Genomic DNA, 26,896 nt, shown 5'->3' on the forward strand with positions numbered 1-26,896 from the left:
TTATCCATGCTGACAAATTCCAGACTAATTCAACCAGCAGAGGATCGACCCGTTCGCTCCAGGATAGAAATATTGAGGTTCTTAAAAGTATTTATAAGCTGATTGAGGCATTACAAATAGCACCTGAAGTGACTGCTTTGGCTGAAAAGATAAAGGCACTGCATAAAGAGTTCAAAAGTAATGAAGCCACGATACGTGCAGTTAAGTATAAGCAGAGGCTGGCCGTTAGTGAGGATGTAACAAAGCTGGATTTAACCTTAAAAGATGACCGCAGCCTTATTGGATAGACTGGTTCATCATTTTGACATTATTGAAACAGGTAATGAATCATTTAGGTTTAAAAACCGGTCTTAAAGTGGTGTACTTTTAAAGCATAACTGTGGCTCATTTTTAGATCATAATTGACAGTTTGTACTCATATATATACTCATTTATGACTGCGCTTTCACGATATGAGTTGAGACATCATGAAATAAAAAATCCACGCAAATGCGTGGATTTTATGGGGTTTGTCAGTATTCATGAGATTCAATTAAATCTCATGAGACAACAGAAGCTGTTTAGACGTTGAACAAGAAGTTCATCACGTCACCATCTTTTACGATGTAATCTTTACCTTCTGAACGCATTTTGCCGGCTTCTTTCGCGCCTTGCTCACCCTTGTAGGTGATAAAGTCCTCGAAAGCGATAGTTTGTGCGCGGATAAAGCCTTTCTCGAAGTCGGTGTGAATTTTACCGGCAGCTTGTGGTGCAGTTGCACCTATCGGGATGGTCCAGGCACGCACTTCTTTTACACCGGCAGTGAAATAGGTTTGCAGATTCAGCAATTCATAACCGGCACGGATCACACGGTTCAAACCGGGTTCTTCAATACCTAACTCAGCCATAAATTCAGCGCGGTCTGCATCTTCCAACTCAGCAATATCAGACTCAACTGCGGCACAAACGGCAACTACCACAGAACCTTCCGCCGCAGCGATGGCACGCACCTGATCCAAATAGGGATTGTTTTCAAACCCATCTTCATTGACGTTAGCAATGTACATGGTTGGCTTCAGGGTGAGGAAGCTCAGATAACGGATGGCGGCTTTATCTTCAGCACTCAGGTTCAACGCACGCAGCATGCCAGCATTTTCTAAATGTGGCAGACATTTTTCCAGCGCTTCCAGTTCCGCTTTAGCGTCTTTATCACCGCCTTTAGCTTTCTTCTGAACACGATGCATCGCGCGTTCACAGGTTTCCAGATCGGAAAGTGCCAGTTCAGTGTTGATGGTATCAATGTCATCAACGGGATCTACTTTACCGGCAACATGGATGATGTTGTCATTTTCAAAACAACGTACCACATGACCAATTGCTTCAGTTTCACGGATATTGGTCAGGAACTGGTTACCCAGGCCTTCGCCTTTGGATGCACCCTTAACCAGGCCCGCGATATCGACGAATTCCATCGTGGTTGGCAAAATGCGCTGAGGTTTAACAATCTCGGCCAGTTGGTCCAGACGCGGGTCCGGCATTGGCACCACACCCGTGTTGGGTTCAATGGTGCAGAACGGGAAGTTAGCGGCTTCAATACCCGCTTGTGTCAACGCGTTGAACAGGGTGGATTTACCAACGTTAGGCAGGCCCACAATACCGCATTTGAATCCCATGTTTTATATCACCTTAAATAACTTAAAAATCAACTCGTTAGGGTTAACGTGCTGATGTAATCAAAATTTATGTCGCCATTATACACATTCTGACGATTTATCTCGATCATGCTGTTTCGTCGCCGCAAGGGAACATGCTGTGAGAGCGAGTAGGTGATTGATTTTTCTAACTCTGTGCCCGAGATCACGCTTATGCCATCTTAAGTTTCCTGATAAATGTCCGATAACTAGTTATTACAGTCCGCATACTGAATTTGGGTAATTCCAATGGAAATGAGTATCTATAAATGGCTGATCGTCATCTTGTTCGGGGGGATGGCGGGTATTGTGGGAATGCGTTTTCTTACCGCAGATGTTGAGCCTGCCGCCCCCTCCTTTGCCGAGTTGGTTGATCAATATGGGGTGGAAATTGAAAGTCACTCGGGCAAGAGCGTTAGATATGTGGGGTACAAAAAAAATACCCTTTATGAAGATTTCGACAGCATCCAGTTGAAATTTACCGCAGTAACCGACAAGTTTGAACGCAGCCACGACTTATCGCGTAACAAAGAAAAGGCATCAGATTGGGATTCGCTTTTTTGTAGCGATAAATTGAGTGATATTGCGGGCGAATATGATGGTAAAAGCAATAATTTTCTCGGGCGGGTGAGGGTGATATTTTCAGGGGTGGTATTGACCGGTGAGGGACAACAGGGGATTAATGCGCTGTGCAACAAAAATGAATAACAACTAATACAGGCACCCCGGCTTATGTTCGTTAGCCGGGGAACCGGGCCAGTATTATACGCCGGCCTTAAAGGAGTGCAGGCGATTCATTGCCTTAGTAATGTCTTCTTTTAGCAGTATTTCAGTACAGCGGATAGATTCATCAATGGCCTCGTCAATTAAGGTTTGTTCACTGATTGGTGGCTTACCCAAAACAAAACCGGTGACTTTACTTTTATCACCCGGATGACCGATGCCGATGCGCAAACGATAGAAGTTAGGGTTATTCCCCAACCTGCTCTGAATATCTTTCAGGCCGTTATGGCCACCGTTACCGCCACCTAGCTTTAATTTAGCCACGCCCGGCGGGATATCCAACTCATCGTGTGCGACTAAAATCTCTTCCGGCAGAATACGGTAAAACCCAGCCATTGCGGCTACGGCCTTGCCACTGAGATTCATAAAGGTAGAGGGTACCAACAAGCGAACGTCCTGACCTGCCAGATTTAGCCTTGCAGTGTAGCCGAAGAATTTACTCTCTTCTTTCAGTGGTTGATTATGGCGCTGCGCCAATAAATCCACATACCAAGCACCTGCATTGTGGCGAGTTTGGGCATATTCAGCGCCCGGATTTGCCAGCCCAACGATTAATTTAATACTGCTCACGTCGCCATTCGCTATAACTAAAGGAATTAAAGTGCCATAGTTTACCTGTCATAGCGCGTAATAACAAAACTGCTAGCATGAATTTATTTAGAGTGAATAGTTCAAGATGTGAATAGTTGCCTGTATGTATAGTTCAAATTCAGTGCCAAATGTCTGGATTATGTAAAGATTTGTTGGAATATATTTGCCAGTTGTGATCACAAGCGCAATACCTTCCTCGCAAGCCTGACTATACTTAGTTATTAAGTGGACATGAATAATCGCATTAAGCAAGCAGTTTTAGCGCTCGGCTCAGTGGTTATTTATTGGCAACCTAAGTGGAGGTGGCATATGAAACGTAAAAGCGCAGCAAGGGTCGGTAATGTGCTGATGGGATTAGGTTTGGTTACCATGGTCGTAGGGGTAGGTTACTCAATTCTGACAGAGGTATCTCAACTGGGTCTACCGCAATTCTTTGCCCATGGTGCCGTGATGAGTATTTTTGTCGGCGCACTGTTGTGGTTAGTTGGCGCGCGTATCGGTGGGCGTGAGGAAGTTGCGGATCGTTATTGGTGGATTAAGCACTTTGACAAACGTTGTAATCGCAACCAGCGTCACTCCTAGCGAGCAAGGTATCATTAGCGACTAATTACAGTGAAGCTGCAAACATAGACCTGTTTTCTTGGCTTTTTAATTGAGCTGATGTGCAGGAGGGGTAAATGACGGCTCAACGAGCGGTAAGACAAACACCTATTGATCAAGAACTCAGCGATCGAGAGTAGAAAACCCGTTGTCGCATCTGCTTCAACGGGTTTTTCTTTATCTGCTTCAATTTATGCATTGCATAGTATCAATTCGTTATGAACCCCATTCGTGATGCCCAGCAAGTGACCTATCACGAAAATAGCTTAATGGCTAACTGCGGCCAGATAGCACCGCAGGGATATCCACAACCTAATACTGATTAATGCTCAAACATCGCAGAGATGGACTCTTCATTGCTGATACGGCGGATGGCTTCAGCCAACATGCCCGACAGGGTCAGAGTACGCACATTTTTTAATGCCTTTATTTCAGCTGACAACGGAATCGTGTCACAAACAATCACTTCATCGATAACAGAATGTTTGATGTTTTCAACCGCGTTACCAGAGAAGATCGGGTGAGTCGCGTAAGCAAATACACGCTTGGCACCACGTTCTTTCAGGGCTTCCGCTGCTTTACACAATGTGCCACCGGTATCGATCATATCGTCAACTAACACGCAGTCACGGCCAGCAACGTCACCGATGATATGCATCACCTGAGAAACGTTAGCACGTGGGCGGCGTTTGTCGATAATCGCCATATCAGTATCGTTCAGCAGTTTTGCAATGGCTCTGGCGCGAACAACGCCGCCGATGTCTGGAGAGACAACAATTGGGTTTTCCAGATTCTGCTGCAACATATCTTCCAGCAGGATTGGGCTACCAAATACGTTATCAACCGGAACATCAAAAAAGCCTTGGATCTGTTCAGCATGAAGATCCACTGTCAATACGCGGTCAACCCCAACACTTGAGAGAAAATCGGCAACAACTTTGGCAGTGATCGGTACACGGGCAGAACGCACACGGCGATCCTGACGAGCGTAACCGAAGTAAGGAATAACAGCAGTAATACGTCCTGCGGAGGCGCGACGCAGGGCATCAACCATGACAACCAGTTCCATCAGGTTATCGTTCGTGGGTGCGCAGGTGGACTGGATGATGAAAATATCACCACCGCGTACATTTTCGTTGATTTGCACGCTCACTTCGCCGTCGCTAAAACGACCTACAGCGGCGTCACCAAGACTGGTGTACAAACGGTTGGCAATACGTTGTGCTAGTTCCGGGGTGGCGTTACCAGCAAAAAGCTTCATATCAGGCACGAGAAGAACCTCAGGCATGCGTCCAGAGAAGATATTGTCATATCAGTAATCAGGGGCGATTATTCATACTGATTGCAATATACATACGGGTATTTAAAGCCAAAACACGGTGAATAACCGTCATCATTCAAATTACAGGTGTGTCGACTGTTCTCGTTCACCCGCATCACTTACTCATGTAAGGTTATCGGGATTCGCTCGTTTGCCGCTTTCCTGTATCTTGAAATCTATTGGGTACAAAACAGCATTATGAACCGGCTTTCAATCAAATGAGACAGGTATTTTCAGAACCCAAGGTTAGTAGAGCCATTACATCGACCTTACATAACGCTGTAAATCGTTATCTGCACTCACGACTTTCAATTTTCCCAGAGCGCGCACGATGCAGTGGCGAAACATTTACACCACGAGCAACAAAACCATGCAACCACTCCGGGGCAATACTTAACACCTGTCGGGCCGATGCCTCAGTGTCGAATTCTGCAAACACACAAGCGCCGGTTCCGGTAAGGCGTGACGGAGCGTATTCTAACAGCCATGAAAGAGCCTGTTCAACCTCGCGAAAACGTTTTCTTGCGATCGGTTCGCAATCATTTGCGTACGGAATGCTTAAAAGCGCCGCCAGTGGGCGAACGGGCGTATTTCTTTTTAATTCAGGATCAGAAAAAATAATTGGTGTTGGGATGCTTACACCGGGGTGTACCACCAAATACCACTTCTCTAAAGGCTCCGCAGGTTGCAATTTTTCGCCAATTCCCTCAGCAAAGGCAGCATGCCCACGAACGAACACCGGCACATCGGCACCTAATGTTAGGCCAAGAGTGGCCAATTTTTCATCAGAGAAACCACATTGCCACAGTAAATTGAGTGCAACCAGTACCGTGGCGGCATTGGATGAACCACCACCCAGTCCTCCCCCCATTGGTAGGCGTTTATCAATACTGATATCTGCCCCCCGAGGTACTTTTACCGTGCCGGGCTGTTGTTGTGGAAATTGTTGTTGTAGCAATCGTGCCGCGCGAATTATCAAGTTCTGTTCGTCTTCTACGCCTGCGACTGGCGTTAATAAGCGAATCTGATTGTCATCTCGCGGCACAATAGTCAGTTGGTCGCCATAATCGAGAAACTGGAACAGGGTTTGTAAGTCATGATAACCATCGGCCCGTTGCCCGGTGATATAAAGAAACAGGTTTAATTTGGCCGGTGAGGGCCAGACATGTTGATGCGTGCTAACCATGTTATTCGACAGTCCAATTATCCATTTTTAGCTTAATTCGCTGCCCGCCCTGACTCAGCTCCATGCGGCTCGGCAATGCTGGCGTCACTTGAGTGTTGTATTCCTGATAATCAACCACCCACGTCATACCATTTTGTTTATAAGTCACTTGCTTCAAACGGTACTTATCATCAAGGGTGAAATCAGTGGTATCACCGGGTAACCCTAAAATCCACTGACGTAAGCTTTCCAATGGAATGGACATCCCCGTCAACTTTTGAATCATTTCCTGTGGGTCATCACTGACATAGCGTTTGCCTTGATTATCGGTCAACTGGGTAACGCCAGGTTGTACCACCAATTCCAGTTCTGTGCTGCCCAATGGGTTGGTCAGCAGTAGGCGATAGCGCTCAGGTGTGGTTTGTTGCCAGAAAAAGCGCGCATAGACTTTTTGTTTTTCAGAAATATACGCAAAGGCACCCCGGGTCTGGAATTGGCTCAATTGTTGTAATTGTTGTTCATGTTGCCGCCACTGTGGCGATGTCGGACTGGTCGCCGGACCGGTCGGTGGCGTGGTGCTACAGGCTGCCAGCAACAGAGTTGCTAAAGGGAGCAGGCGATAAAAACTGATTTTATACATCGACATATGGCTATAAATCCTATCGGTCGCACGGGTATCATTGGCGACGCGTCTTTGATGAGGTCATGTTACCGATAAATAATAATTTTTGATAAAACAAATTATTTGATACCTGGCTAATTGGTATCTGAGGTGCTCACGCTAACGGGCTGAAGGCTGAGCGTCAATATCTTGTTCTATTTTGTACAGGGTTTACCCAATATTGTTGTACAGCAGATAACCAATTTCTGACCATAATTTATGATAATACTTAGGATATTGCACTGTGACTTTTATTGAACCCGCGCATCAAGTAGAATGCGGTTCAGACGAGAATCCATACTAACATCAGTATTACTCGAAGCCGTTCTCATGACTCTGCTTGCATTAGGCATTAATCACAAAACTGCGCCTGTATCTTTACGTGAACGAGTGAACTTTTCACCGGAATCTATCGACCAGGCGCTTGTCAGCTTGCTCCAACAGCCGTTGGTGCAGGGCGGTGTCGTATTGTCTACGTGTAACCGAACTGAGTTGTATCTCAGCGTAGAGCAGCAAGATAATCTGCATGAACAACTTATTGCCTGGCTCTGTACCTATCACAAACTCAGCCCGGACGAAGTGAAAAAAAGCCTGTATTGGCACCATGGTAATGATGCCGTCAGTCATTTGATGCGTGTTGCCAGCGGGTTAGACTCACTGGTATTAGGCGAACCTCAAATTTTGGGGCAGGTGAAAAAGGCCTTTGCTGAATCTCAGCGTGGTCAATCGCTGTCTGGCGAGTTGGAGCGGTTGTTCCAGAAATCTTTCTCGGTTGCCAAACGGGTTCGGACAGAAACAGATATTGGAGCCAGTGCCGTTTCGGTTGCTTTTGCTGCCTGTACTCTGGCACGTCAGATATTTGAGTCGCTTTCTGAACTGAATGTGCTGTTGGTGGGTGCTGGGGAAACCATTGAGCTGGTGGCTCGTCATCTGCGTGAGCATCAAGTTAAGCATATGATTATCGCTAACCGTACCCGTGAGCGAGCTCAAGTGCTGGCGACAGAAGTGGGGGCCGAAGTGATTACTTTGCCGGAAATTGATGCCCGATTGGCCGATGCCGATATTATTATCAGTTCAACGGCCAGCCCATTGCCTATTATTGGTAAGGGAATGGTCGAACGTGCTCTAAAAAGCCGCCGCAATCAGCCAATGCTGTTTGTCGATATCGCCGTACCACGGGATATTGAGCCGGAAGTGGGTAAACTGTCTAATGCCTATTTATACAGTGTTGATGATCTACACGCGATTATTCAGCACAATATGGCACAGCGTCAGGCCGCTGCGGTGCAGGCCGAATCAATAGTACAGCAGGAAAGCATGAATTTTATGGCCTGGCTACGTGCGCAGGGGGCGGTTGAAACCATTCGTGATTATCGTTCTCAGGCCGAACAGGTTCGTAGTGAGATGACCGCTAAAGCATTGGCCGCCATTGAGCAGGGTGCCAATGTAGAACAAGTGTTGAATGAGTTGGCCCATAAGCTCACTAACCGCCTGATTCATGCTCCTACCAAATCCCTCCAGCAAGCCGCCAGCGATGGCGATATGGAGCGGTTGCAATTATTACGCGACAGCCTTGGGCTGGATCAGCATTAGTTTCCTCTAATTACAGGGTTTAAAACCACGGATGAAGTCTTCTATTGTTGCCAAACTGGAAGCGTTACAAGAGCGTCACGAAGAAGTGCTGGCGTATCTTGGCGATGCCAGCGTTATTGCCGATCAAGACCGTTTCCGCGCGTTGTCACGTGAATATGCGCAATTAACGGATGTCACCCGCTGTTTTAAAGAATGGCGCAGCGTGCAAGATGATCTCGAAGCCGCAGAAATGATGCTGGAAGATCTTGAAATGCGCGAAATGGCTCAAGAAGAACTGAAAGAAGCAAAAGCGCGCAGTGAAGAGCTGGAACAGCAGTTGCAAGTGTTGTTGCTCCCTAAAGACCCTGATGATGAGCGTGATTGTTTTCTTGAGATTCGTGCCGGGACCGGTGGTGATGAAGCGGCTATTTTTGCTGGTGATATGTTCCGCATGTACAGCCGTTATGCTGAAGCACGCCGTTGGAAAGTTGAAATCATGAGCGCCAGTGAGGGCGAGCATGGTGGCTACAAAGAAGTGATTGCCAAGGTCTCTGGTGATGGGGTGTTTGGTCAGTTAAAATTCGAGTCAGGTGGTCACCGTGTGCAACGTGTACCCGAAACCGAATCACAAGGCCGTATTCATACCTCTGCCTGTACCGTCGCGGTAATGCCTGCCATTCCTGAAGCTGAGATGCCGGAAATCAATGCCGGTGATTTGCGTATTGATACTTTCCGCTCGTCTGGTGCCGGTGGTCAGCACGTTAACACCACCGATTCGGCAATCCGTATCACCCATATTCCAACGGGCCTGGTGGTGGAGTGTCAGGATGAACGCTCACAACATAAGAACAAAGCCAAGGCGATGTCGGTGTTGGGTGCACGTATCCGTGCCGCAGAAATGCAAAAGCGTCAATTGGCAGAAGCTTCCGAGCGCCGTAATCTGCTTGGTTCAGGTGATCGCTCTGATCGTAATCGCACCTATAACTTCCCACAGGGCCGAGTGACCGATCATCGCATTAACCTGACCCTCTATCGCCTGGATGAAGTGATGGAAGGCAAACTGGATATGCTGATTCAGCCGATTGTGCAGGAATATCAAGCCGACCAGCTCTCTGCGTTGTCAGAGCAAGATTAATGGACTATCAGCAGTGGCTGTTGTTAACGGCAGCCCGTTTCAGTCAGAGTGACAGCCCCAAGCGCGATGCCGAGATTCTATTGAGTTTTGTCACCGCAAAGGCGCGTACCTATGTGTTGGCTTTCGGTGAAACTAAGCTGACAGCCGATCAGTTACAGCGATTGGAACAACTGGCAACCCGGCGTGAGCAGGGGGAACCCATTGCTTATCTGGTTGGGGAGCGCGAATTCTGGTCATTGCCACTCAGTGTTTCCTCCGCCACTCTTATTCCACGCCCTGACACCGAATGTTTGGTTGAACAGGCGTTGGCGCATCTGCCAGCCACTCCTTGCCATATTTTGGATTTGGGTACCGGTACCGGTGCTATTGCTTTGGCGTTAGCCAGTGAGCGGCCAGATTGTGCTGTGGTGGGTGTGGACATCCAAGCCGACGCTGTTGCACTGGCTCGCCATAATGCAGAAAAGCTGGCCATAGGTAATGTACATTTTCTGCAAAGTAGCTGGTTTGACGCGGTCGACGGACAATTTACGCTGATTGTTAGCAATCCTCCTTATATTGATGCTGATGACCCGCATCTGAACGAAGGTGATGTCCGCTTTGAGCCTCACAGTGCGCTCGTCGCACCTGCCGAAGGGATGGCTTCACTGGACGAGATTATCCGTTGTGCGCCGGCTTATTTAGAGGCGGGAGGCTGGTTAATGTTGGAGCATGGCTGGCAGCAAGCCGATGCAGTACAGAAATTACTTAAAAACGCCGGATTTAGTGCTGTAATGACGCATAAAGATTATGGTAATAATGATCGTGTTACTTTGGGGCAATGGATCGGCTAATTAAGAAGAATCTGATTTTGTGCGGCATTTATTCGGCAACAAATAAAAAAAACGATAAATATTTAACATAGATAAGGAAGCGAGAGTCATGTGGGTTGATTATATCGCCATGAAGTATTTGCATTTACTCACAGTGGTTATCAGTATTACGCTGTTTGTATTACGTTTCTTTTGGAAATGTCGCGGTTCGGCTATGATGGATAAGCGCTGGGTAAAAATAACGCCACATATCAATGATACGTTGCTATTTGTCAGCGGTATTGTACTGATTTTTATCACTGGATTTTACCCTTTCAGTCCGCAAGGAACATGGCTGACTGAAAAGCTGTTTGGCGTTATTATCTATATCCTGCTTGGCTATGTCGCATTAGGTAAGCGAACCCGCAGCCAGAATCGTCGCTGGCTTGCTTTCATACTCGCATTGGGTTGCCTGTATTTGATTGTCAAACTGGCAACAACTAAATTACCACTGCTGATGGGATATCTATGAGTAGCATTGCTGATTTCGAATTTAACAACGCGTCCCTGTGTGATGGGGTGTTATTGGTTACCCAGGAGATTCGACAGAATTTTCCACTGGTTGATGTACGCAACCAATTACAACAGCTCGTTGATGATGCCCGGGCTGCGATGCCCGCCGATCTCAATCAGGATCAGCAATTAGAAGTGCTTATTGATCTGTTTTACCGTAAATGGAAATTTGGCGGTGCTGGTGGCGTTTATCGCCTGTCAGACGCTATCTGGCTCGATAAAGTGTTGGATAAACGCCAAGGGACGCCAGTATCGCTGGGCGTCATTTTCCTGCACATCGCCCATCAACTGGATCTACCTTTGATGCCAGTTATCTTTCCAACTCAATTAATTCTTCGGGCTGATTGGTTAGATGAAGAAATGTGGCTGATTAATCCGTTAAACGGTGAAACACTTAATGAACATATGCTAGAAGTGTGGATTAAGGGCAACCTGGGTTTGAGCGCCGAACTGGAAGATGAAGATCTGGAAGAAGCGGAAAACACCCTGATTGTGCGTAAAATGCTTGATACATTGAAAGCGGCATTAATGGAAGAGAAGCAGATGGAATTGGCATTGCGCGCCAGTGAAGCGGTATTGGCTTTTGACCCCGATGACCCCTATGAAATCCGCGACCGTGGCTTGATTTATGCCCAACTGGATTGCAACCATATTGCCATCTCTGATTTAAGCTATTTTGTTGAACAGTGCCCGGAAGATCCGATTGCTGAAATGATAAAAATGCAGATCCACTCCATTGAGCAACAGCGGGTGACATTGCACTGATCTCTTTTATACCACGGTTGTATGGTAGCCATGTCTTGCGGCATAACCGTGGTAATTAATCTCGATTTACCCTTTATAAAGGTATTAGTATGAAACAGAAAGTGGTTAGCATTGGCGATATCAACGTAGCGAACGACCTACCTTTCGTGCTGTTCGGCGGCATGAATGTGCTTGAGTCGCGCGACCTGGCAATGCGCATTTGTGAACATTATGTCACGGTGACCCAAAAGTTGGGCATTCCTTATGTGTTTAAAGCCTCGTTCGACAAAGCCAACCGTTCTTCAATTCATTCTTACCGTGGTCCCGGTTTGGAAGAGGGGATGAAAATCTTCCAAGAGCTGAAACAGCAGTTTGGTGTCAAAATCATCACCGATGTGCATGAAGCCAGCCAGGCAAAACCGGTGTCCGAAGTGGTTGATGTTATTCAATTACCGGCATTTTTGGCGCGCCAAACTGATTTGGTTGAAGCTATGGCCCGCACTGGCGCGGTTATCAACGTGAAAAAACCGCAGTTTGTCAGTCCAGGGCAGATGGGCAATATTGTCGATAAATTTAAAGAAGCCGGTAATGATCAAGTGATCTTGTGTGATCGCGGCAGTAACTTCGGTTATGACAATCTGGTGGTTGATATGTTAGGTATCAACGTTATGGTCCAGGCGACTGGCGGTCATCCAGTTATTTTCGATGTGACTCATGCATTACAATGCCGTGATCCGTTTGGCGCAGCCTCCGGTGGCCGCCGTGCTCAAGTGGCTGAACTGGCGCGTGCTGGCATGGCTGTTGGTTTGGCAGGGTTGTTTATCGAAGCGCACCCAGAGCCGAACAGCGCCAAGTGTGATGGCCCGTCAGCTTTGCCATTAGACAAACTAGAACCGTTCCTGGTGCAGATGAAAGCTATCGATGATTTGGTGAAGAGTTTCCCGGTGCTGGATACCAGCAAGTAAAAAGTGTTCGCCGGTAATATTTGAATAAAGAAAAGGCAGTGTAGGTAACTACACTGCCTTTTTTGAAAACCGTCATACTCACTCAAAGGGACTAACCTCTTACGCGTAAAGCCTCCAGCGCTTCTGGCAGTGACCCATAAAAACTCAACTTGCCTTCAATGGGCTGCACTCTGGCTCTTGCCAGCGTCTTCAGCGGCTGGAAAGGAATATCCGTGATAACGAGCTGTTGTTGCTCGCCCAGCGCCTCTGTGAAGCGTAGGAACGCATTTAGGCCACCGGCATCCAGAACCGGTACTGCATCCCACTGCAAAATAATGGTTTGATAATTCTCACAACGGCTGAGTAACTCATTAAATATCCGCTCTGCGGCAGCGAAAAACAGTGGCCCGTTCACTCGCAATACCAGCGTATGCTCATCAACAGTCGCGGGTATCTCACTCAGACGCGTCATGCGCGCAATGCGCCGCATAAACAGCAGCGAGGCCAACACAATACCCACCGTGATTGCAATCACCATGTCAAATAATACGGTCAGGCTCATGCACAACAACATCACAATAATGTCATCTTTAGGCGCTCGGCGCAGGAGATCAACGACTTTATGTGCCTCACTCATGTTCCAGGCCACAATCAGTAGCAGAGACGCCATCGCAGCTAAAGGCAGATAAGACAACATCGGTGCCAGTACCAGTAACGCCAGTAAGACCAACAGTGCGTGGATGATGGCTGACACCGGTGAGGTTGCACCTGCGCGAACATTAGCCGCAGAACGAGCAATGGCGGCAGTCGCAGTGATCCCGCCAAAGAATGGTGCAATGATATTCCCCAGTCCCTGACCGACTAACTCACTGTTGGAGTGATGTTTTTGTCCTGTCATACCATCAAGTACGACGGCGCAGAGCAATGACTCAATTGCGCCCAGCATTGCCATAGAAAAGGCTGCGGGCAGTAATGCAGAGAAGGTTGCCCAGTTCAATACAAATGGCTGACTATTGGCGGCAGGTAAATTCCACGGCAAGACAAATTGCGGCAGGATGGGGGGAATACCGTGGCCTTGGGTGCCATCGGCCAGTAAATAGCCAAAGCGTGAGCCGATAGTCGCCACTTGATGATCAAATAGGGATAACACCGCCATGACGGCAGTACCCGCAACCAATGCCGGTAAGTGACCCGGTAACTTTAATTTTAACCGTGGCCAGAGTATTAATACCAGCAGGGTGACGGTTGCAATTAACGTATCACTGAGGTTGATAGTTGGCATTGCTTGAGCCAACGCGGCAACTTTACCAGCATAATTTTCCGGCACTTCTGTCAGGTGCAGGCCAAAGAAATCTTTCACCTGCATGGTGGCAATGGTGATACCAATACCTGAGGTAAAACCGAGGGTGACGGACAGCGGGATATATTCAATCAATCGGCCAAGTCGCCCTAGGCCCATAAATAATAAAAATATACCGGAGATCAGTGTAGCCAGAAGTAAACCCGCTAAACCAAACTGCTGTGATACCGGATAGAGAATAACCACAAAAGCGGCAGTGGGGCCGGATACGCTATAGCGGGAGCCGCCGGTGACCGCAATGACAATACCGGCAATAGCGGAGGTATATAAGCCGTATTGTGGTGGGACACCACTGGCAATAGCCAGTGCCATCGCCAGTGGGATAGCAATGATACCGACAGTGACACCGGCAATTATATCTTTGAGAAGTCTTTGAAGTGTATAGGTTTCTCGCCAGCAAGCGTCAATAAGCGCGCTGAACGGCCTAATGCCGTTAATTCCGTGCGTTTTCATCTAAGGTGCAAACCAAATAAAGAAAAGACAAAATAAATGGCGGGCCAGTAAGGGTCCGTCTCGAGTAGCAGAACACAACGATACGCCAATTAGGTGACTAAGATCTAGATGTATATCAATCTCAGCCGGGAAATTAGATAACTGTCGGTTTTATAAAGAGGGTTAAATGAACGGATTCATGGTGGACCAGTGCATTCCTCCCCTGAATAAATGAAAAGTGGATATTATCCTCACTAGCGCCTTCTTTTAGACCCAAGTATCGGAAATTGAACAATAAGCATCCAAGCCAGGGCTGCATCCTGTGTGCGAAATCGAAAGCGGGTGATTAGGCGACATCTTGTTACATAAATTGAAGGACTGGTCCCATAATTAAATTATTCAGGAATAAAACCTGTCTCACAGCTAAGATTTGAGTTAGAAACTATGACTATTAACCATGCTTAATGTTTAGGATTTCCAATGAATATATTCGACGTAAAACGTTACTTAATGTTAGTTGGCAATAAGACAAACCAATGTCAGCCAAAATTCTCGCTGAGAATTCAAAGGATTAATGCTACGCCATGAGCGAATTAGAATCTCTATCGACACTATACCGAGATGCTTGTGTCACCTATGCGACGCTCTCAATCAGTTATTTTGCCTTAAGTAAGAACAGTGCTTTTTCTTACAATGGGGATGTCTGGAAACGTATTCTATTTGGTGTCGCATCGGGACTGGTTTCACTTTATCTGAATCAGGACCAGTGGGTGATTTCAGGTGCGTTTTTCTATAGTTTCGAGTTGATTCCGATTATTTTGGTCACTTTCTATGGTGGTTGGTTAAGTAGCTTGACAGCATTGCTGATTAATTTTGCTTTCACAGGCTGGTTTACCCTCGACAATATTCTTATAACAATAATATTTATTCCGCTCATACTGTCACGAGTCTGGGAGCGAAAAAGCAATCGTATTTTTTATACCGCAATCCTCGCTATTGCGATTTATCGTATGGTCGTTGCTATATTAGTTGCCCCGCATATTTTGACCTGGGCCCAGGTGATAGTATATCAACTGATTTCCGCGCTCTGTTTGGCTATTTGCTACCATGCACTGAATTTTAAAGAGCGTCATATCTCCGCCTATTTTTCGATGAAAAACCGGGCGAATATTGACAAATTAACTCAGCTAAATAACCGGGCAAGTATTGATTATCGATTAACGGCAATTCACAACAGTCGCCAGGCGTGTGGTTTAATGATTCTGGATCTGGACCATTTTAAGTCGGTGAATGACAGCTATGGTCATGACGGTGGTGATTTACTTCTAACAGAAGTGGGGAAGCTGTTGACGTCAATCATTCGTGATGAGGATTTTGTTGGCCGTTATGGCGGTGAAGAGTTTATTGTTATAACCCGCCGCCATGAACCACAAACGATTAAAGCGGTTGCCGAGCGAATTCTCCAACAAGTTGAGAATCTTGCGGTGGTTTTACCTGACGGACGTAAAATAAAGGCCACCATCTCGATTGGTGCGTCTCTTTATTTGCCTGGAATGTCGATGCTAAAAGCATTAAAAATGACGGATGAAGCACTTTATCAGGCGAAGAAACAAGGGCGCAATCAAGTAGTTTATAGCCGATTAATGCCATTTTCCCCATTGGGAGACCGCATAGATAAAGAGAGGCGTCGCCGTAAGTTGTAGAAACACCTTGGTGGGAGTCACGAAAAAGGCTCTGACTTTCGTCAGAGCCTTTTGCTCGAATATGGCGGTGAGAGAGGGGTTCGAACCCTCGATACACTTACGCGTATACACACTTTCCAGGCGTGCTCCTTCAGCCACTCAGACACCTCACCGTTATGTTACCGCGCTAAGCACGGCAACGGGGCGGTACTATAGGGACCAGCAGGCAGATGGTCAAGCAGTATTTACCCGTTGCCATTCATCTGGTTATTCTGCATGCATATAGCGTAAATCACCGGCAAATTATAAGCAATTAACGCCAATTTTTCGCCTGCAGTGGTGAATCAACCATCACATAATCGGCACCGAGATCTTTAGCTAGTTGATAATCTTTTGCAGAGTTTATGCCAATCAGCAAAATTTTTGCATCTTCGCTCTGCTTGAAACAGTCCATTGCCTGTTGATTCCAAACCAATTGGGTCCGGGTTGTTCCTTTACCCAAGGTGAGTTTCTCCACGACCTTTACATCACGTCTTAATTCAAAGGCATAATGTCTATTCTGGCTGCTAATAAATGAATTGCCCTTGTTTTTGGCTATTATACATTCATCTGCCATCACCGCAGTAGCTAAAATTTTACGGGTTTTATTACGTGTCTCGAATTTACTTATATAATCAGGTAGCGCATTAAGATATTTTTTCTCAGTAGAATAGAAAACAATGCGGTCAGGTGAGAGAATATTTTCTCTCACTTCTGTTATGGCATTCGCTATTATTTTTGGATCTGCATCAGGAGACTTAATATCTATAGTGAATTTTGTTTGTGGGAATGATAATAAAACCTGATGTAATGAGGGGATCTTTACTCCCCATCCGCGGAATTTATACTGATCGTCACTTTTAAAGTGATAGGCCGCATCTAATAACTGTAATTCTTGCCAAGAGTGGTCAGAAACCAGGCCGTTGCCGTCAGTCAATTCGCTCAAATCTTTGGGCCGATAGAGTACTAAAACACCATCTTTACTGAGTTGAACCGAGACCCAAATAATATCAGCGTTATTTGATAACGCTTTACTGATGGCATGTCGAGTGTTTTCTGGGTAATCGGCTGTTCCTGCACGATGAGCAACGATTAACGGCGAGGCTGATAGGGAGTTAACACACAGGGTCAATAGTAAAGAAATAAAATAAAATCGCTTATTTTTCATTTGATACCTCGATATGGGTTATTTCGGATTTATAATATTCCTTATCTTGTAACATGTAATATTGAACTGGAAATAAACCAATTAGTAATAGAGGCATTTAATAAAGTGATTATGTTTATGCCCGTCATACTTAAAGCTGCATGTGCGTTGGCTACGCTCAATAATCTGAATTACTTACAAATGTAAGCCCATCGGGATTAATGAGCCTCACCCTACGGGCTGGCATAAATGCTGTTCAAATCGATTCCCGACCGATTTGTATTTCGTTTGCCGCCTTCCTGCAACTCGAATTATTTAGGGTGTATCTGTCTGAAACGACATTTGGCAGGAAATAAAGCTATCTGAAGGCGAAAAAAAAACGGCAATCGGGTTAACAGGTTCAGCTATGAAACCAGACATGTTATCGATTGCCGCTTCGTTTGTCGTAGAAACCGAGGTTCATCTACAGACTAAATATGGCGGTGAGGGAGGGGTTCGAACCCTCGATACGCTTACACGTATACACACTTTCCAGGCGTGCTCCTTCAGCCACTCAGACACCTCACCGTGTTACAGCTATCAACTACGCTAAACGCGGTCGACCGGCGTAATGTAGGCAAAAGTGTGCCCAGCGTCAACCCTCTTATATTGGCTTTGTTACTGTTTAGCTAAAGTTACAGCAGTTTGCTGATTTCATCGTCATTTCTTGCGGGTAACACTTGCATCTGACCGTTAATCGCGGAAATCTATCAGGTACTTTCGCAAGGAGCTGGCAAATAATGAATATTATTTTTTATCACCCGTTTTTTGAAGCAAAACAGTGGTTGTCAGGCATACAATCTCGTTTGCCCACGGCGAAAATCAGGCAGTGGCGACGTGGTGATACACAACCGGCGGATTATGCTCTCGTCTGGCAGCCACCACAGGAAATGCTCGCCAGACGTGTTGAACTGAAAGGCATTTTTGCTTTAGGGGCGGGGGTCGATGCTATTTTGGATCAAGAGCGCCGCTCTCCGGGCACATTGCCAACCGGAGTGCCGTTGGTACGATTGGAAGACTCTGGTATGTCATTGCAAATGCAGGAGTATGTGGTAGCCAGTGTATTGCGATATTTCCGCCGAATGGATGAGTATCAACTGCAACAACAGCAGAAAGTGTGGCAACCGCTGGAGCCGCATCAGCATGATAAATTTACCATAGGTATTCTTGGGGCGGGGGTATTAGGTAAAAGCGTGGCCCACAAATTGGCTGAGTTTGGTTTTACCGTGCGTTGTTGGAGCCGTACACCAAAACAGATTGAGGGTATAACCAGTTTTGCCGGCAAAGAGAAACTATCGACTTTCCTGCAAGGGACAGAATTATTGATTAATTTGCTGCCCAATACGCCCGAAACTGTTGGTATCTTGAACCAATCGCTGTTTTCACAATTGAATGCTAACGCTTATGTGATCAATATTGCGCGTGGTGCACATTTATTGGAGCGTGATCTATTAACTGCAATGAGTGTTGGGAGCGTCGCAGCGGCGACATTGGATGTATTTGCTGAGGAACCCTTACCGTCAATGCATCCTTTCTGGAGTCACCCACGCATCACTATTACACCGCATATTGCAGCGATAACCCTGCCGGAGATAGCGATGGATCAGGTAGTTGCCAATATTCAAGCCATCGAAGCGGGGAGAGTGCCAGCGGGCCTGGTCGATGTGGTACGAGGTTACTGATTTACATACTGACTCGGTTCGATGAGATATAGCGATAGCCCTGCAAGTAAGGGCTTTTAGCGCTGTTGATGAGAAGAATTCCTGCTATCATTAGCAGTCTATGCTTTACCTGCAAAAAAGCCATCCTGCCTTAAAAGACTTTGTGGAGTAGTCATGTATCCTGTTGATTTACATATGCATACCATCGCCAGCACCCATGCTTACAGCACCCTGCACGATTACATTGCCGAAGCTAAGTTAAAAAATATTAAGCTGTTTGCCATTACTGACCATGGCCCGGATATGGCTGATGCCCCGCATTACTGGCACTTTATGAACATGCGTGTCTGGCCACGGTTGGTAGATGGTGTGGGTATTTTGCGCGGTATTGAGGCCAATATTAAGAATTTGGACGGTGATATCGATTGTACCGGCCCGATGCTTGATGCCATCGACCTGCTAATTGCCGGCTTCCATGAACCTGTATTCCCGCCTCAAGACAAAGCCGCCAATACTCAGGCAATGATTGCGGCCATGGCACAGGGGAATGTGCACATCATCAGCCATCCCGGTAACCCTAAATATCCTGTTGATATTCCAGCTATTGCTGATGCAGCGGCAAAATACAATGTGGCGCTGGAGTTGAATAACTCGTCCTTTACGCATTCACGCAAGGGCAGCGAAGCGAACTGCCGGGCGATTGCCGAAGCGGTCCGTGATGCCGGTGGCTGGTTGGCATTAGGTTCTGACTCCCATATTGCCTATTCATTGGGGATTTTCGAACATTGTGAGCGGATTATTGCTGAGGTGAATTTCCCGCCAGACCGTATTTTGAATGTTAGCCCGCGCCGGTTACTGAATTACCTTGAGCAACGTGGCCGCCCGGTAATCCCTGAGTTGGCTGATTTATAATATAAAGTATGTGACATTGTCACTTGTGGTTTAAATATTTATAAGAAACAGGAAGATGTAAATGAATGATTTCTCTCTGGTGTGCCGGGTTCTTGGGTCACTATTTTATCGCCAACCACAAGATCCGCTACTGGCCCCCCTTTTTGCGCTGATAAGTCAGGGTAAATTAGAGCAGCACTGGCCACTGGAACAAGGTGAGCTGCTGACGCGTTTGCAACAAGAGTATCAGCCACAGGCGGTGGCCGCTGATTATAACGCGTTGTTCGTCGGCGACGATGGTAGCGTGTCACCTTATGGCAGCGATTATGACGATGCTTGCCCAGAAGCTGAGGTCAGAGCGTTTTTGCAACAACGAGGGATGCCGCTGGGCGATGGGCCAACTGATCATTTTGGCGGGTTATTATTGGCTGCCTCTTGGCTGGAAGACCAGGCCGCAGAGGATGAGATTGCGGCTCAAACCGCACTGTTTAACGACTATTTACTGCCCTGGTGTGGTCGCTTTCTCGGCAAAGTAGAGGCCCACGCTAACACCGGCTTTTATCGGACGTTGGCTCAGTTGAGCCGCGAAGCGTTACAGGCAATGTGGGATGAGTTGTCTGAAGATACTCTGCCGACTTAAGTAACCCTGGTTGGATTAATGAGCCTCATTCTTTGAGGCTCACACTGCGAGCTAGCATAAATACTGTTCAAACCGGTTCCCGACCGATTTGTCATTCGTTTACTGCAACGCCAATGACATTTGGTATCAGTGACGATGCAGCAGACGATAGCCTGTAAACCTCGCAGTGCAGCTAGTCATTCAGTGGGATGACTAACTGGCCTGGTTTCACTTCTAAACCTTTTGCCAGCTTTTTCGCCATCCCTTCAGCTTTACTCTTTTCACTGTCCAACACATAGACCGGTTGCTGATCAAAGTAGGATTTCAACGACTGATTCAGATAAGGGGTCAGTGCTTTCATCACTGAATCCATTTTTTCCGGCTTAACGGTATAATCAGTCAATTCCATATCTTTTAGGAAGATAGCGCCTTTCTCACGATCGAATATCGGTTGCGCTTTTAGTGTCAGCGTCATATCCGCACTTTGTGGGCCAAGGATCGAGGTAATGTCTACTTTGGCATTACCGGTTAAGGTCACTTTACCAGGCTCAGTACGGCCAATCTGGCTCTGCAATTGCGTCAAGATAATGTGGGCGTCAACCAGACCGGGTATGCCAATCTGCTTTTCATAGTTATTGTGTTTTTGCAGATATTCATTGATTTCCTGTTCGCTCAATGTGTATTGAGTTAATTGGTTACAGCCGACCAGTGTCGTGGTCACAATCAGCGCAGCAGCGCCCCACATTAATGTCTTCATCAAAACCTCATAGCAATATTTACTAAACAAACCAGATGGCGCATCACATCAAACCAGACAAACAGGCCAATAGTAACCGGTTAATCCACTGTTTTGTATTATTAACCCTATTTGTTCAACCAGGGTTCAGGATTGCGGACAATAATGCGGCGGTGGGGGGCATCTGCCAATCGGATAACCCCGAATCAACGTTGGTTTGAAAAGAGAATAAAAAGATGCCAGAGAGGCTTGGCGACTCTGGCGCTAGTGCTAACGACAGAATAGTGCTAGCTGCCGCTTAGCATGGCAGACTCGATACGGCGCTGATTAAACTGCCAGTAAAGCCCGGCCAGCGTAATTACCCCAATAACGCCCAGCAGGAACCAGGGTAACTCCGGCATTTCCAGCGTTCGGCCAGTATCGTACATCCAGCCGCCACCGGTATAGCCTAATGCGCCGCCCAACGCTAGCCCCAGACGGCTAAAGCCCATATAGCTGCCACGTGCGCGCGAGTCGGCCAGCGAAGCCCCCAGGGTTTCACGTGCGGGTTCAGCGATAATTGAACCTGTATAGAAGAAGCAAATGAACATAAACAGTGTTTGCAGGTGGGAAATCAAGCCGATCGGAAACAGGCTTAATGTCATGATTAATAGCCCAAACATGAGGCGCTGTTCGAGGCGAAAACGTTTCTCGCTCCAGCGAGCAAGTGGGTAAAGCAATGTCAAAGAAAGCGCGGCCTCAATGGCGTACATCCATTTAACGGCAGCAGGAGACCCCGCAATCTCATTTACCACGATCGGCAGCATGAGCATCACCTGTACCGACAGCATGTAATAGCCTGTTAGCGTCAGGACATAAGTTACAAAGCGGCGATCACGTAGCACCCGCATTAAACCTTCTTTCATTGGCGCACGCACGGTGGAAATGCGATACGCGGGCAGCAACCAAAGGTTCCAGCCTGCCGCCAAAATGAAGATTACCGCGCCAGTCCAACAGACAAAATGGAAGTCGTATTGCAGCAACCAACTGCCGATTAATGCGCCGATCACCGCACCTGCACTGTCTTGCATCATCAGCAGGGAGTAAAAACGGCCACGTTCATGGGGGCGGGTTAATTTGATAACCAAAGCGGTACGCGGCGGATCAAATAGGGTGCCACCTAAGCCAGATAGCGCACAAGCCAGCAGGAGTATCCAAGGTTCATCGGCCATTGCCATAAATGCAAAGCCCGCAGCCCGCATCAGCATACCGGTAACAATCATTGGCTTGGCACCGAAACGGTCGGCAATGGCACCACCAAAGATGCCTAACCCTTGTTGGACAAGTTGCCTTAGTCCCAAGGCCAGGCCAACGAGCACCGCAGCCCAACCCAGTTGATCGACAAATCGGATAGAGATGAGTGGGAAGACAACGAAAAAACCCAACACAACTAATAAGTTATCAAGCAATAAAAAATACTTACCCAAGCTCCGAGCTTGCGATACCAAGGCCATGCTTCACCGTCAGAAATTAAATATGGAGGGAATAAAAACACGCTTATAGTTTGTACCCAAATTGATAGAAACGATAGGGGGTAGATTGATAATATTTTTTTATCGTCAATACGTTACCTCATCGATTATTCATAATAAAATGCTTATTCACCGCTTTAACCAGGTGATTTCATTGTGTCCTCGTGTGCAAAGTTTGCAAGGGCGGTTTTACGCAGGGTATGGGCAACAGGTATATTGAAGTAAAAGATTGTCGCTAAATTAAGTACAGAGTGCAGCCCAAGGGGAGCAGATGTTCGGCTATCATTCAGCAACACCTAAAATACGCCTGACGACGGACCGCATGTCATTGCGGTTGGTTCATGAACGTGATGCCTACCGCATGGCGGAGTATTATGCTGAAAATCAGGTATTTCTCAAACCATGGGAACCCGTGCGCGATCAAAGTCATTGCATGCCCTCCGGTTGGCAGGCGCGGCTGGGTATGATCATGGAGCTACAAAAGCAGGGGAGCGCCTACTACTTTATTCTGCTGGACCCAGAAGAGAAAGAAGTGCGCGGAGTGGCTAACTTTAGCAATGTACTGCGAGGTTCGTTCCATGCCTGTTTTCTGGGTTATTCATTAGGTGAGCGCTGGCAGGGTCAGGGTTTAATGTTTGAAGCGTTGCAGCCGCTGATTCGCTATATGCAGCGGCAGGAACGGATGCACCGTATCATGGCTAATTATATGCCGCACAATCATCGCAGTGGCAACTTACTGACACGCCTTGGATTTGAGCGTGAAGGTTACGCCAAGGATTATTTACTGATTGATGGTCAGTGGCGCGACCATGTGCTGACTGCTTTGACTAATAAAGAATGGACGCCAACTCGCTGAGGTCAGGATGAAACACAGTTTAAATGCACAGGAAGCCAGAGTTATTGGCTGTTTGCTAGAAAAACAAGTGACAACACCGGAGCAATATCCGATGTCGCTCAATGGCGTGACCGTCGCCTGTAACCAAAAAACCAACCGCGAACCGGTGATGGAGTTATCCGATTCGGAAGTCCAGCAGACACTGGATTTCTTGCTGAAAAAACACCTTATTCGCACCCAGAGCGGTAACCGAGTAATGAAGTACGAGCACCGTTTTTGCAACTCGGAATTTGGCAACCTAAAGTTCTCCCCTGCTGAGTTGGCGGTGATTACCACACTATTATTGCGTGGTGCACAAACACCGGGAGAGTTGCGTACTCGCACTAACCGGATGTATGAGTTTGCCGATGTTACTGAAACAGAAGAGGTATTGAACCAACTGGCCATCCGCGAAGATGGGCCATTTGTGGTGCGTTTAGCCCGTGAGCCGGGTAAACGTGAAAGCCGCTTTATGCATCTTTTTAGTGGTGATGTGGCCCCGGCCTCGGCAATAGCAGAGAGTGCTGAAGGGGAAAGCAGCGCCCTTGAGGAGAGAGTTGCCCAACTTGAACGGCAAGTGGCCGCACTGACACGTCGGTTGGATGAAGTATTGATTCAGTTGGATGATTAATAAGGATCCTATGAAAAAGCTACGTATTGGTATTGTCGGTTTGGGCGGTATTGCACAAAAGGCCTATTTACCTATTTTGACTCAAGCACGGGACTGGCAACTGGTTGGTGCGTTCTCCCCCAATCAAATCAAAGCACAACCTGTGTGTGACAGCTATCGGATGCGCTATTTTTCTCGATTAGATACGTTAGCTGCTGAATGCGATGCTATTTTTGTTCACAGCAGTACTGCCAGCCATTTTAAGGTGGTCAGTGAACTGTTGCAGGCCGGGATTCATGTTTATGTCGATAAGCCGCTGGCCGAAACACTCGAGCAATCCGAACAATTGATAGCACTGGCCGCGAAACGGCACTTGGCACTGATGGTCGGGTTTAACCGACGTTTTGCTCCGCTATACCAACAACTGAAACAACAAGTCATCCACCCGGCATCGCTGCGGATGGAGAAACATCGCCAGAACAGTGTGGGGCCGAATGATCTGCGCTTTACCTTGCTTGATGATTATCTGCATGTGGTGGATACCGCTCTGTGGCTTGGTGGCGAAGCGGCAAAGCTCCTGAGTGGAACGCTTCAGACAAATGCGTTGGGACAGATGCTGTATGCAGAACACCATTTTCAAGCGGGCAATGGTCTGATAACTACCAGTATGCACCGCCACGCAGGGACCCAGCGGGAAAGCGTGCAAGCCGTCAGTACGGCTGTCTGTTATCAGGTTAGTAATATGAGCCACTGGCAGCAGGAGTCGGATGGGCAGGTGATAAGTTTGCCGGTAGCCAGTTGGCAAACCATCTTAGACCTGCGAGGCTTTACCGGTGCAGTGCATCATTTTATTGATGCAGTCAGCAACCAAACGGCACCACAAGTTTCGGGCGACGAAGCTATTTATGCGCAGCGAATGATAGAGCAAATTTTACAGCAGGATACTGTTCAATAAGTCAATAATGCAGATCAAAATGGCGCAAAAAGCGGGCTAAGTCAGTAATTTGTTACACCTTGCGATGGATATTCATCGCCGGATACGTAGACTGGCGGCGGTGTTCACACCGTTTCAGGGGCACTTTAATTTCGGTACCTCAACCATTGGGTAGAAGCGACGCCTGCTAATTGCAGGCGTTGATATTTACGGCGAATTAAAAACAGATCGGAAAACAGATCAGAACCCCATATCAGACAACCTATGAATCTACTGAAATCACTGGCAGCCGTCAGTTCCATGACCATGTTTTCCCGCGTATTAGGCTTTGCCCGTGATGCGATAGTGGCGCGGGTTTTTGGTGCCGGGATGGCAACGGATGCCTTCTTTGTGGCATTTAAATTGCCTAATCTATTGCGGCGGATATTCGCGGAAGGGGCATTCTCACAGGCTTTTGTCCCCATACTGGCCGAATATAAAAGTCAACAGGGCGAGGAGGCAACCCGCACTTTCATTGCTTACGTCTCTGGTCTGTTAACGCTGATACTGGCGGTAGTGACCGTATTGGGGATGTTGGCCGCGCCTTGGGTGATTTTTATTACGGCTCCCGGCTTTACTGATACACCTGATAAGTTTGCGTTAACCTCCGCGCTGCTGCGAGTGACTTTCCCTTATATTCTGCTAATTTCGCTGGCCTCCTTAGTGGGGGCGATCCTTAATACCTGGAATCGTTTTTCTATTCCTGCTTTTGCGCCCACTTTCCTTAATATCAGCATGATAGGTTTTGCGCTGTTTGCCGCACCCTATTTCAATCCACCAGTCATGGCGCTGGCCTGGGCGGTGGTGGTCGGCGGGGTACTGCAATTAGGCTATCAGCTCCCTCATCTGAAGAAGATTGGTATGTTGGTGCTGCCACGGTTATCACTGCGTGATGCAGGGGTCTGGCGGGTTATGCGCCAAATGGGGCCGGCGATCCTCGGCGTATCAGTCAGCCAAATCTCTTTGATTATTAACACCATTTTTGCTTCATTCTTGGTGTCAGGTTCCGTTTCCTGGATGTATTACGCTGACCGTTTGATGGAGTTTCCGTCGGGGGTGCTGGGTGTGGCGCTTGGCACGATTTTATTGCCCTCACTGGCAAAAAGTTTCTCCAGTGGCAATCATGATGAATATTCCCGACTAATGGATTGGGGACTAAGGTTATGTTTCCTATTGGCGTTGCCAAGTGCCGTTGCATTAGGGATTTTAGCTAAACCGTTGGTGGTGTCATTATTCCAATACGGTAAATTTAGTGCTTTTGATGCGGCAATGACGCAACGTGCGTTAGTGGCCTATTCCATTGGTTTAATGGGGCTGATTGTAGTGAAAGTGTTGGCACCCGGTTTTTACTCGCGTCAGAATATTAAAACGCCGGTGAAAATTGCTATTATCACACTGATATTGACCCAGGTAATGAACCTGATATTCATCGGACCGCTCAAGCATGCTGGGTTATCACTCTCTATTGGGTTGGGGGCTTGCCTTAATGCCAGCTTGTTATATTGGCAGCTCCGTAAACAGAAAATATTCCAGCCACAACCGGGTTGGGCCGTATTTCTAACCAAGCTGGTTATCGGTGTTGTGGTGATGTCGGCCGTGTTGCTGGGGCTGCTCTGGGTGATGCCTGCGTGGGATGTGGGGGGGATGGCCTATCGCTTGTTACGGTTGTCTGCTGTCGTTGCCGCCGGGGTGATTGCCTACTTTGCCGCGCTGGCATTACTCGGATTTAAAGTTCGGGATTTTGCCCGGAGAACGTCCTGAGTCAATCAATCAAG

The 26,896-nt window shown here is 47.3% G+C and carries 25 protein-coding genes, 2 tRNA genes and 1 pseudogene; 17 read left to right on the plus strand and 11 right to left on the minus strand.

The window, feature by feature from the left end; genetic code table 11:
- Nucleotides 1–261: 261 nt before the first annotated feature.
- Nucleotides 262–354 (plus strand): annotated as a pseudogene (locus V2A85_RS05970) (ATP-binding protein); the annotation flags it as partial.
- Nucleotides 355–560: 206 nt separating this feature from the next.
- Here the strand turns inward: V2A85_RS05970 and ychF are convergent.
- A complete protein-coding gene (gene ychF / locus V2A85_RS05975) occupies nt 561–1,652 on the minus strand; it encodes a redox-regulated ATPase YchF (protein ID WP_083159031.1) in 1,092 nt (363 codons plus the stop codon).
- A gap of 267 nt (nt 1,653–1,919) precedes the next feature.
- Here ychF and V2A85_RS05980 point away from each other — a divergent pair, with 267 nt between their 5' ends.
- Nucleotides 1,920–2,378, plus strand: coding sequence for a hypothetical protein (locus tag V2A85_RS05980; protein WP_372558896.1), 459 nt, complete (start codon nt 1,920–1,922; stop codon nt 2,376–2,378).
- 54 nt (nt 2,379–2,432) lie between these two features.
- Here the strand turns inward: V2A85_RS05980 and pth are convergent, their stop codons facing one another.
- Nucleotides 2,433–3,023 (minus strand): aminoacyl-tRNA hydrolase, encoded by a 591-nt coding sequence (gene pth, locus V2A85_RS05985; protein ID WP_372558897.1) that lies wholly within the window; start codon nt 3,021–3,023, stop codon nt 2,433–2,435.
- Between the two features lie 330 nt (nt 3,024–3,353).
- On the opposite strand from pth, the gene ychH reads away from it, so the two are divergent.
- Entirely contained in the window at nt 3,354–3,626 is a 273-nt protein-coding gene (gene ychH, locus V2A85_RS05990; protein WP_083159029.1) for a stress-induced protein YchH, read from the plus strand.
- Nucleotides 3,627–3,966: 340 nt separating this feature from the next.
- Here the strand turns inward: ychH and prs are convergent, their stop codons facing one another.
- The 3 genes from prs to lolB form a co-directional block, all read right to left on the minus strand.
- A complete protein-coding gene (prs, locus tag V2A85_RS05995) occupies nt 3,967–4,914 on the minus strand; it encodes a ribose-phosphate diphosphokinase (protein ID WP_004390739.1) in 948 nt (315 codons plus the stop codon).
- A 340-nt stretch (nt 4,915–5,254) separates the two neighbouring features.
- Nucleotides 5,255–6,151: a 4-(cytidine 5'-diphospho)-2-C-methyl-D-erythritol kinase gene (ispE, locus tag V2A85_RS06000; protein WP_420071059.1), complete on the minus strand. Its 897-nt coding sequence runs from the start codon at nt 6,149–6,151 to the stop codon at nt 5,255–5,257.
- A 1-nt stretch (nt 6,152) separates the two neighbouring features.
- Nucleotides 6,153–6,776, minus strand: a complete 624-nt coding sequence (gene lolB / locus V2A85_RS06005; protein WP_420071060.1) for a lipoprotein insertase outer membrane protein LolB — start codon at nt 6,774–6,776, stop codon at nt 6,153–6,155.
- 345 nt (nt 6,777–7,121) lie between these two features.
- On the opposite strand from lolB, the gene hemA reads away from it, so the two are divergent.
- The 6 genes from hemA (at nt 7,122) to kdsA (ending at nt 12,568) form a co-directional block, all read left to right on the plus strand.
- Nucleotides 7,122–8,384 (plus strand): glutamyl-tRNA reductase, encoded by a 1,263-nt coding sequence (hemA, locus tag V2A85_RS06010; RefSeq protein WP_083159026.1) that lies wholly within the window; start codon nt 7,122–7,124, stop codon nt 8,382–8,384.
- Between the two features lie 31 nt (nt 8,385–8,415).
- Nucleotides 8,416–9,498, plus strand: coding sequence for a peptide chain release factor 1 (gene prfA / locus V2A85_RS06015; protein WP_005185162.1), 1,083 nt, complete (start codon nt 8,416–8,418; stop codon nt 9,496–9,498).
- Entirely contained in the window at nt 9,498–10,328 is an 831-nt protein-coding gene (gene prmC / locus V2A85_RS06020; RefSeq protein ID WP_420071061.1) for a peptide chain release factor N(5)-glutamine methyltransferase, read from the plus strand. Before prfA ends, prmC begins: the two co-directional genes overlap by 1 nt.
- 88 nt (nt 10,329–10,416) lie before the next feature.
- Entirely contained in the window at nt 10,417–10,818 is a 402-nt protein-coding gene (locus V2A85_RS06025) for a SirB2 family protein (RefSeq protein WP_005185164.1), read from the plus strand.
- A complete protein-coding gene (gene sirB1 / locus V2A85_RS06030; RefSeq protein WP_372558901.1) occupies nt 10,815–11,624 on the plus strand; it encodes an invasion regulator SirB1 in 810 nt (269 codons plus the stop codon). Before V2A85_RS06025 ends, sirB1 begins: the two co-directional genes overlap by 4 nt.
- A gap of 89 nt (nt 11,625–11,713) precedes the next feature.
- A complete protein-coding gene (gene kdsA, locus V2A85_RS06035) occupies nt 11,714–12,568 on the plus strand; it encodes a 3-deoxy-8-phosphooctulonate synthase (RefSeq protein ID WP_005185168.1) in 855 nt (284 codons plus the stop codon).
- Between the two features lie 91 nt (nt 12,569–12,659).
- Here kdsA and dauA read toward each other — a convergent pair whose 3' ends face one another.
- Entirely contained in the window at nt 12,660–14,360 is a 1,701-nt protein-coding gene (dauA, locus tag V2A85_RS06040; RefSeq protein ID WP_372558902.1) for a C4-dicarboxylic acid transporter DauA, read from the minus strand.
- A 563-nt stretch (nt 14,361–14,923) separates the two neighbouring features.
- On the opposite strand from dauA, the gene V2A85_RS06045 reads away from it, so the two are divergent.
- On the plus strand, nt 14,924–16,042 hold the full coding sequence (locus tag V2A85_RS06045) for a GGDEF domain-containing protein (RefSeq protein ID WP_372558903.1): 1,119 nt from the start codon (nt 14,924–14,926) through the stop codon (nt 16,040–16,042).
- 62 nt (nt 16,043–16,104) lie between these two features.
- On the opposite strand, the gene V2A85_RS06050 is transcribed toward V2A85_RS06045, so the two are convergent.
- From V2A85_RS06050 to V2A85_RS06060, 3 genes are all read right to left on the minus strand, one after another.
- A tRNA-Ser gene (locus V2A85_RS06050) sits at nt 16,105–16,194 on the minus strand.
- Between the two features lie 140 nt (nt 16,195–16,334).
- Entirely contained in the window at nt 16,335–17,228 is an 894-nt protein-coding gene (locus V2A85_RS06055) for a glycerophosphodiester phosphodiesterase family protein (protein ID WP_372558904.1), read from the minus strand.
- A 456-nt stretch (nt 17,229–17,684) separates the two neighbouring features.
- Nucleotides 17,685–17,774, minus strand: a tRNA-Ser gene (locus tag V2A85_RS06060).
- 212 nt (nt 17,775–17,986) lie between these two features.
- On the opposite strand from V2A85_RS06060, the gene ghrA reads away from it, so the two are divergent.
- The 3 genes from ghrA (at nt 17,987) to V2A85_RS06075 (ending at nt 20,438) form a co-directional block, all read left to right on the plus strand.
- On the plus strand, nt 17,987–18,928 hold the full coding sequence (ghrA, locus tag V2A85_RS06065; protein ID WP_420071062.1) for a glyoxylate/hydroxypyruvate reductase GhrA: 942 nt from the start codon (nt 17,987–17,989) through the stop codon (nt 18,926–18,928).
- Nucleotides 18,929–19,081: 153 nt separating this feature from the next.
- Nucleotides 19,082–19,819 (plus strand): phosphatase, encoded by a 738-nt coding sequence (locus tag V2A85_RS06070; protein ID WP_372558906.1) that lies wholly within the window; start codon nt 19,082–19,084, stop codon nt 19,817–19,819.
- Between the two features lie 61 nt (nt 19,820–19,880).
- On the plus strand, nt 19,881–20,438 hold the full coding sequence (locus V2A85_RS06075; protein ID WP_372558907.1) for a TorD/DmsD family molecular chaperone: 558 nt from the start codon (nt 19,881–19,883) through the stop codon (nt 20,436–20,438).
- Nucleotides 20,439–20,610: 172 nt separating this feature from the next.
- Here the strand turns inward: V2A85_RS06075 and V2A85_RS06080 are convergent, their stop codons facing one another.
- Together V2A85_RS06080 and mdtH are read right to left on the minus strand one after the other, a co-directional pair.
- Nucleotides 20,611–21,174, minus strand: coding sequence for a lipoprotein (locus V2A85_RS06080; RefSeq protein WP_420071063.1), 564 nt, complete (start codon nt 21,172–21,174; stop codon nt 20,611–20,613).
- A 266-nt stretch (nt 21,175–21,440) separates the two neighbouring features.
- A complete protein-coding gene (gene mdtH, locus V2A85_RS06085; RefSeq protein ID WP_083159016.1) occupies nt 21,441–22,646 on the minus strand; it encodes a multidrug efflux MFS transporter MdtH in 1,206 nt (401 codons plus the stop codon).
- 289 nt (nt 22,647–22,935) lie between these two features.
- Between mdtH and rimJ the strand changes: the two genes are divergently transcribed.
- The 4 genes from rimJ to murJ all read left to right on the plus strand — a co-directional run bounded on the left by rimJ (nt 22,936) and on the right by murJ (nt 26,882).
- Nucleotides 22,936–23,520: a ribosomal protein S5-alanine N-acetyltransferase gene (rimJ, locus tag V2A85_RS06090; RefSeq protein ID WP_420071064.1), complete on the plus strand. Its 585-nt coding sequence runs from the start codon at nt 22,936–22,938 to the stop codon at nt 23,518–23,520.
- Nucleotides 23,521–23,527: 7 nt separating this feature from the next.
- Nucleotides 23,528–24,169 carry a YceH family protein gene (locus tag V2A85_RS06095; RefSeq protein WP_420071065.1) on the plus strand — a complete coding sequence of 214 codons (642 nt, stop codon included), beginning with the start codon at nt 23,528–23,530 and terminating at the stop codon, nt 24,167–24,169.
- Nucleotides 24,162–25,103, plus strand: a complete 942-nt coding sequence (locus V2A85_RS06100; RefSeq protein ID WP_420071066.1) for a Gfo/Idh/MocA family protein — start codon at nt 24,162–24,164, stop codon at nt 25,101–25,103. The genes V2A85_RS06095 and V2A85_RS06100 overlap by 8 nt, the downstream gene beginning before the upstream one ends.
- 243 nt (nt 25,104–25,346) lie before the next feature.
- Complete coding sequence (gene murJ, locus V2A85_RS06105; protein WP_372558912.1) at nt 25,347–26,882, plus strand: murein biosynthesis integral membrane protein MurJ; 1,536 nt, start codon at nt 25,347–25,349, stop codon at nt 26,880–26,882.
- The last annotated feature ends 14 nt before the right edge of the window (nt 26,883–26,896 follow it).

The sequence above is a fragment of the Yersinia sp. 1252 StPb PI genome (genome assembly GCF_048593885.1).
Classification (GTDB): Bacteria; Pseudomonadota; Gammaproteobacteria; order Enterobacterales; family Enterobacteriaceae; genus Yersinia; species Yersinia enterocolitica_E.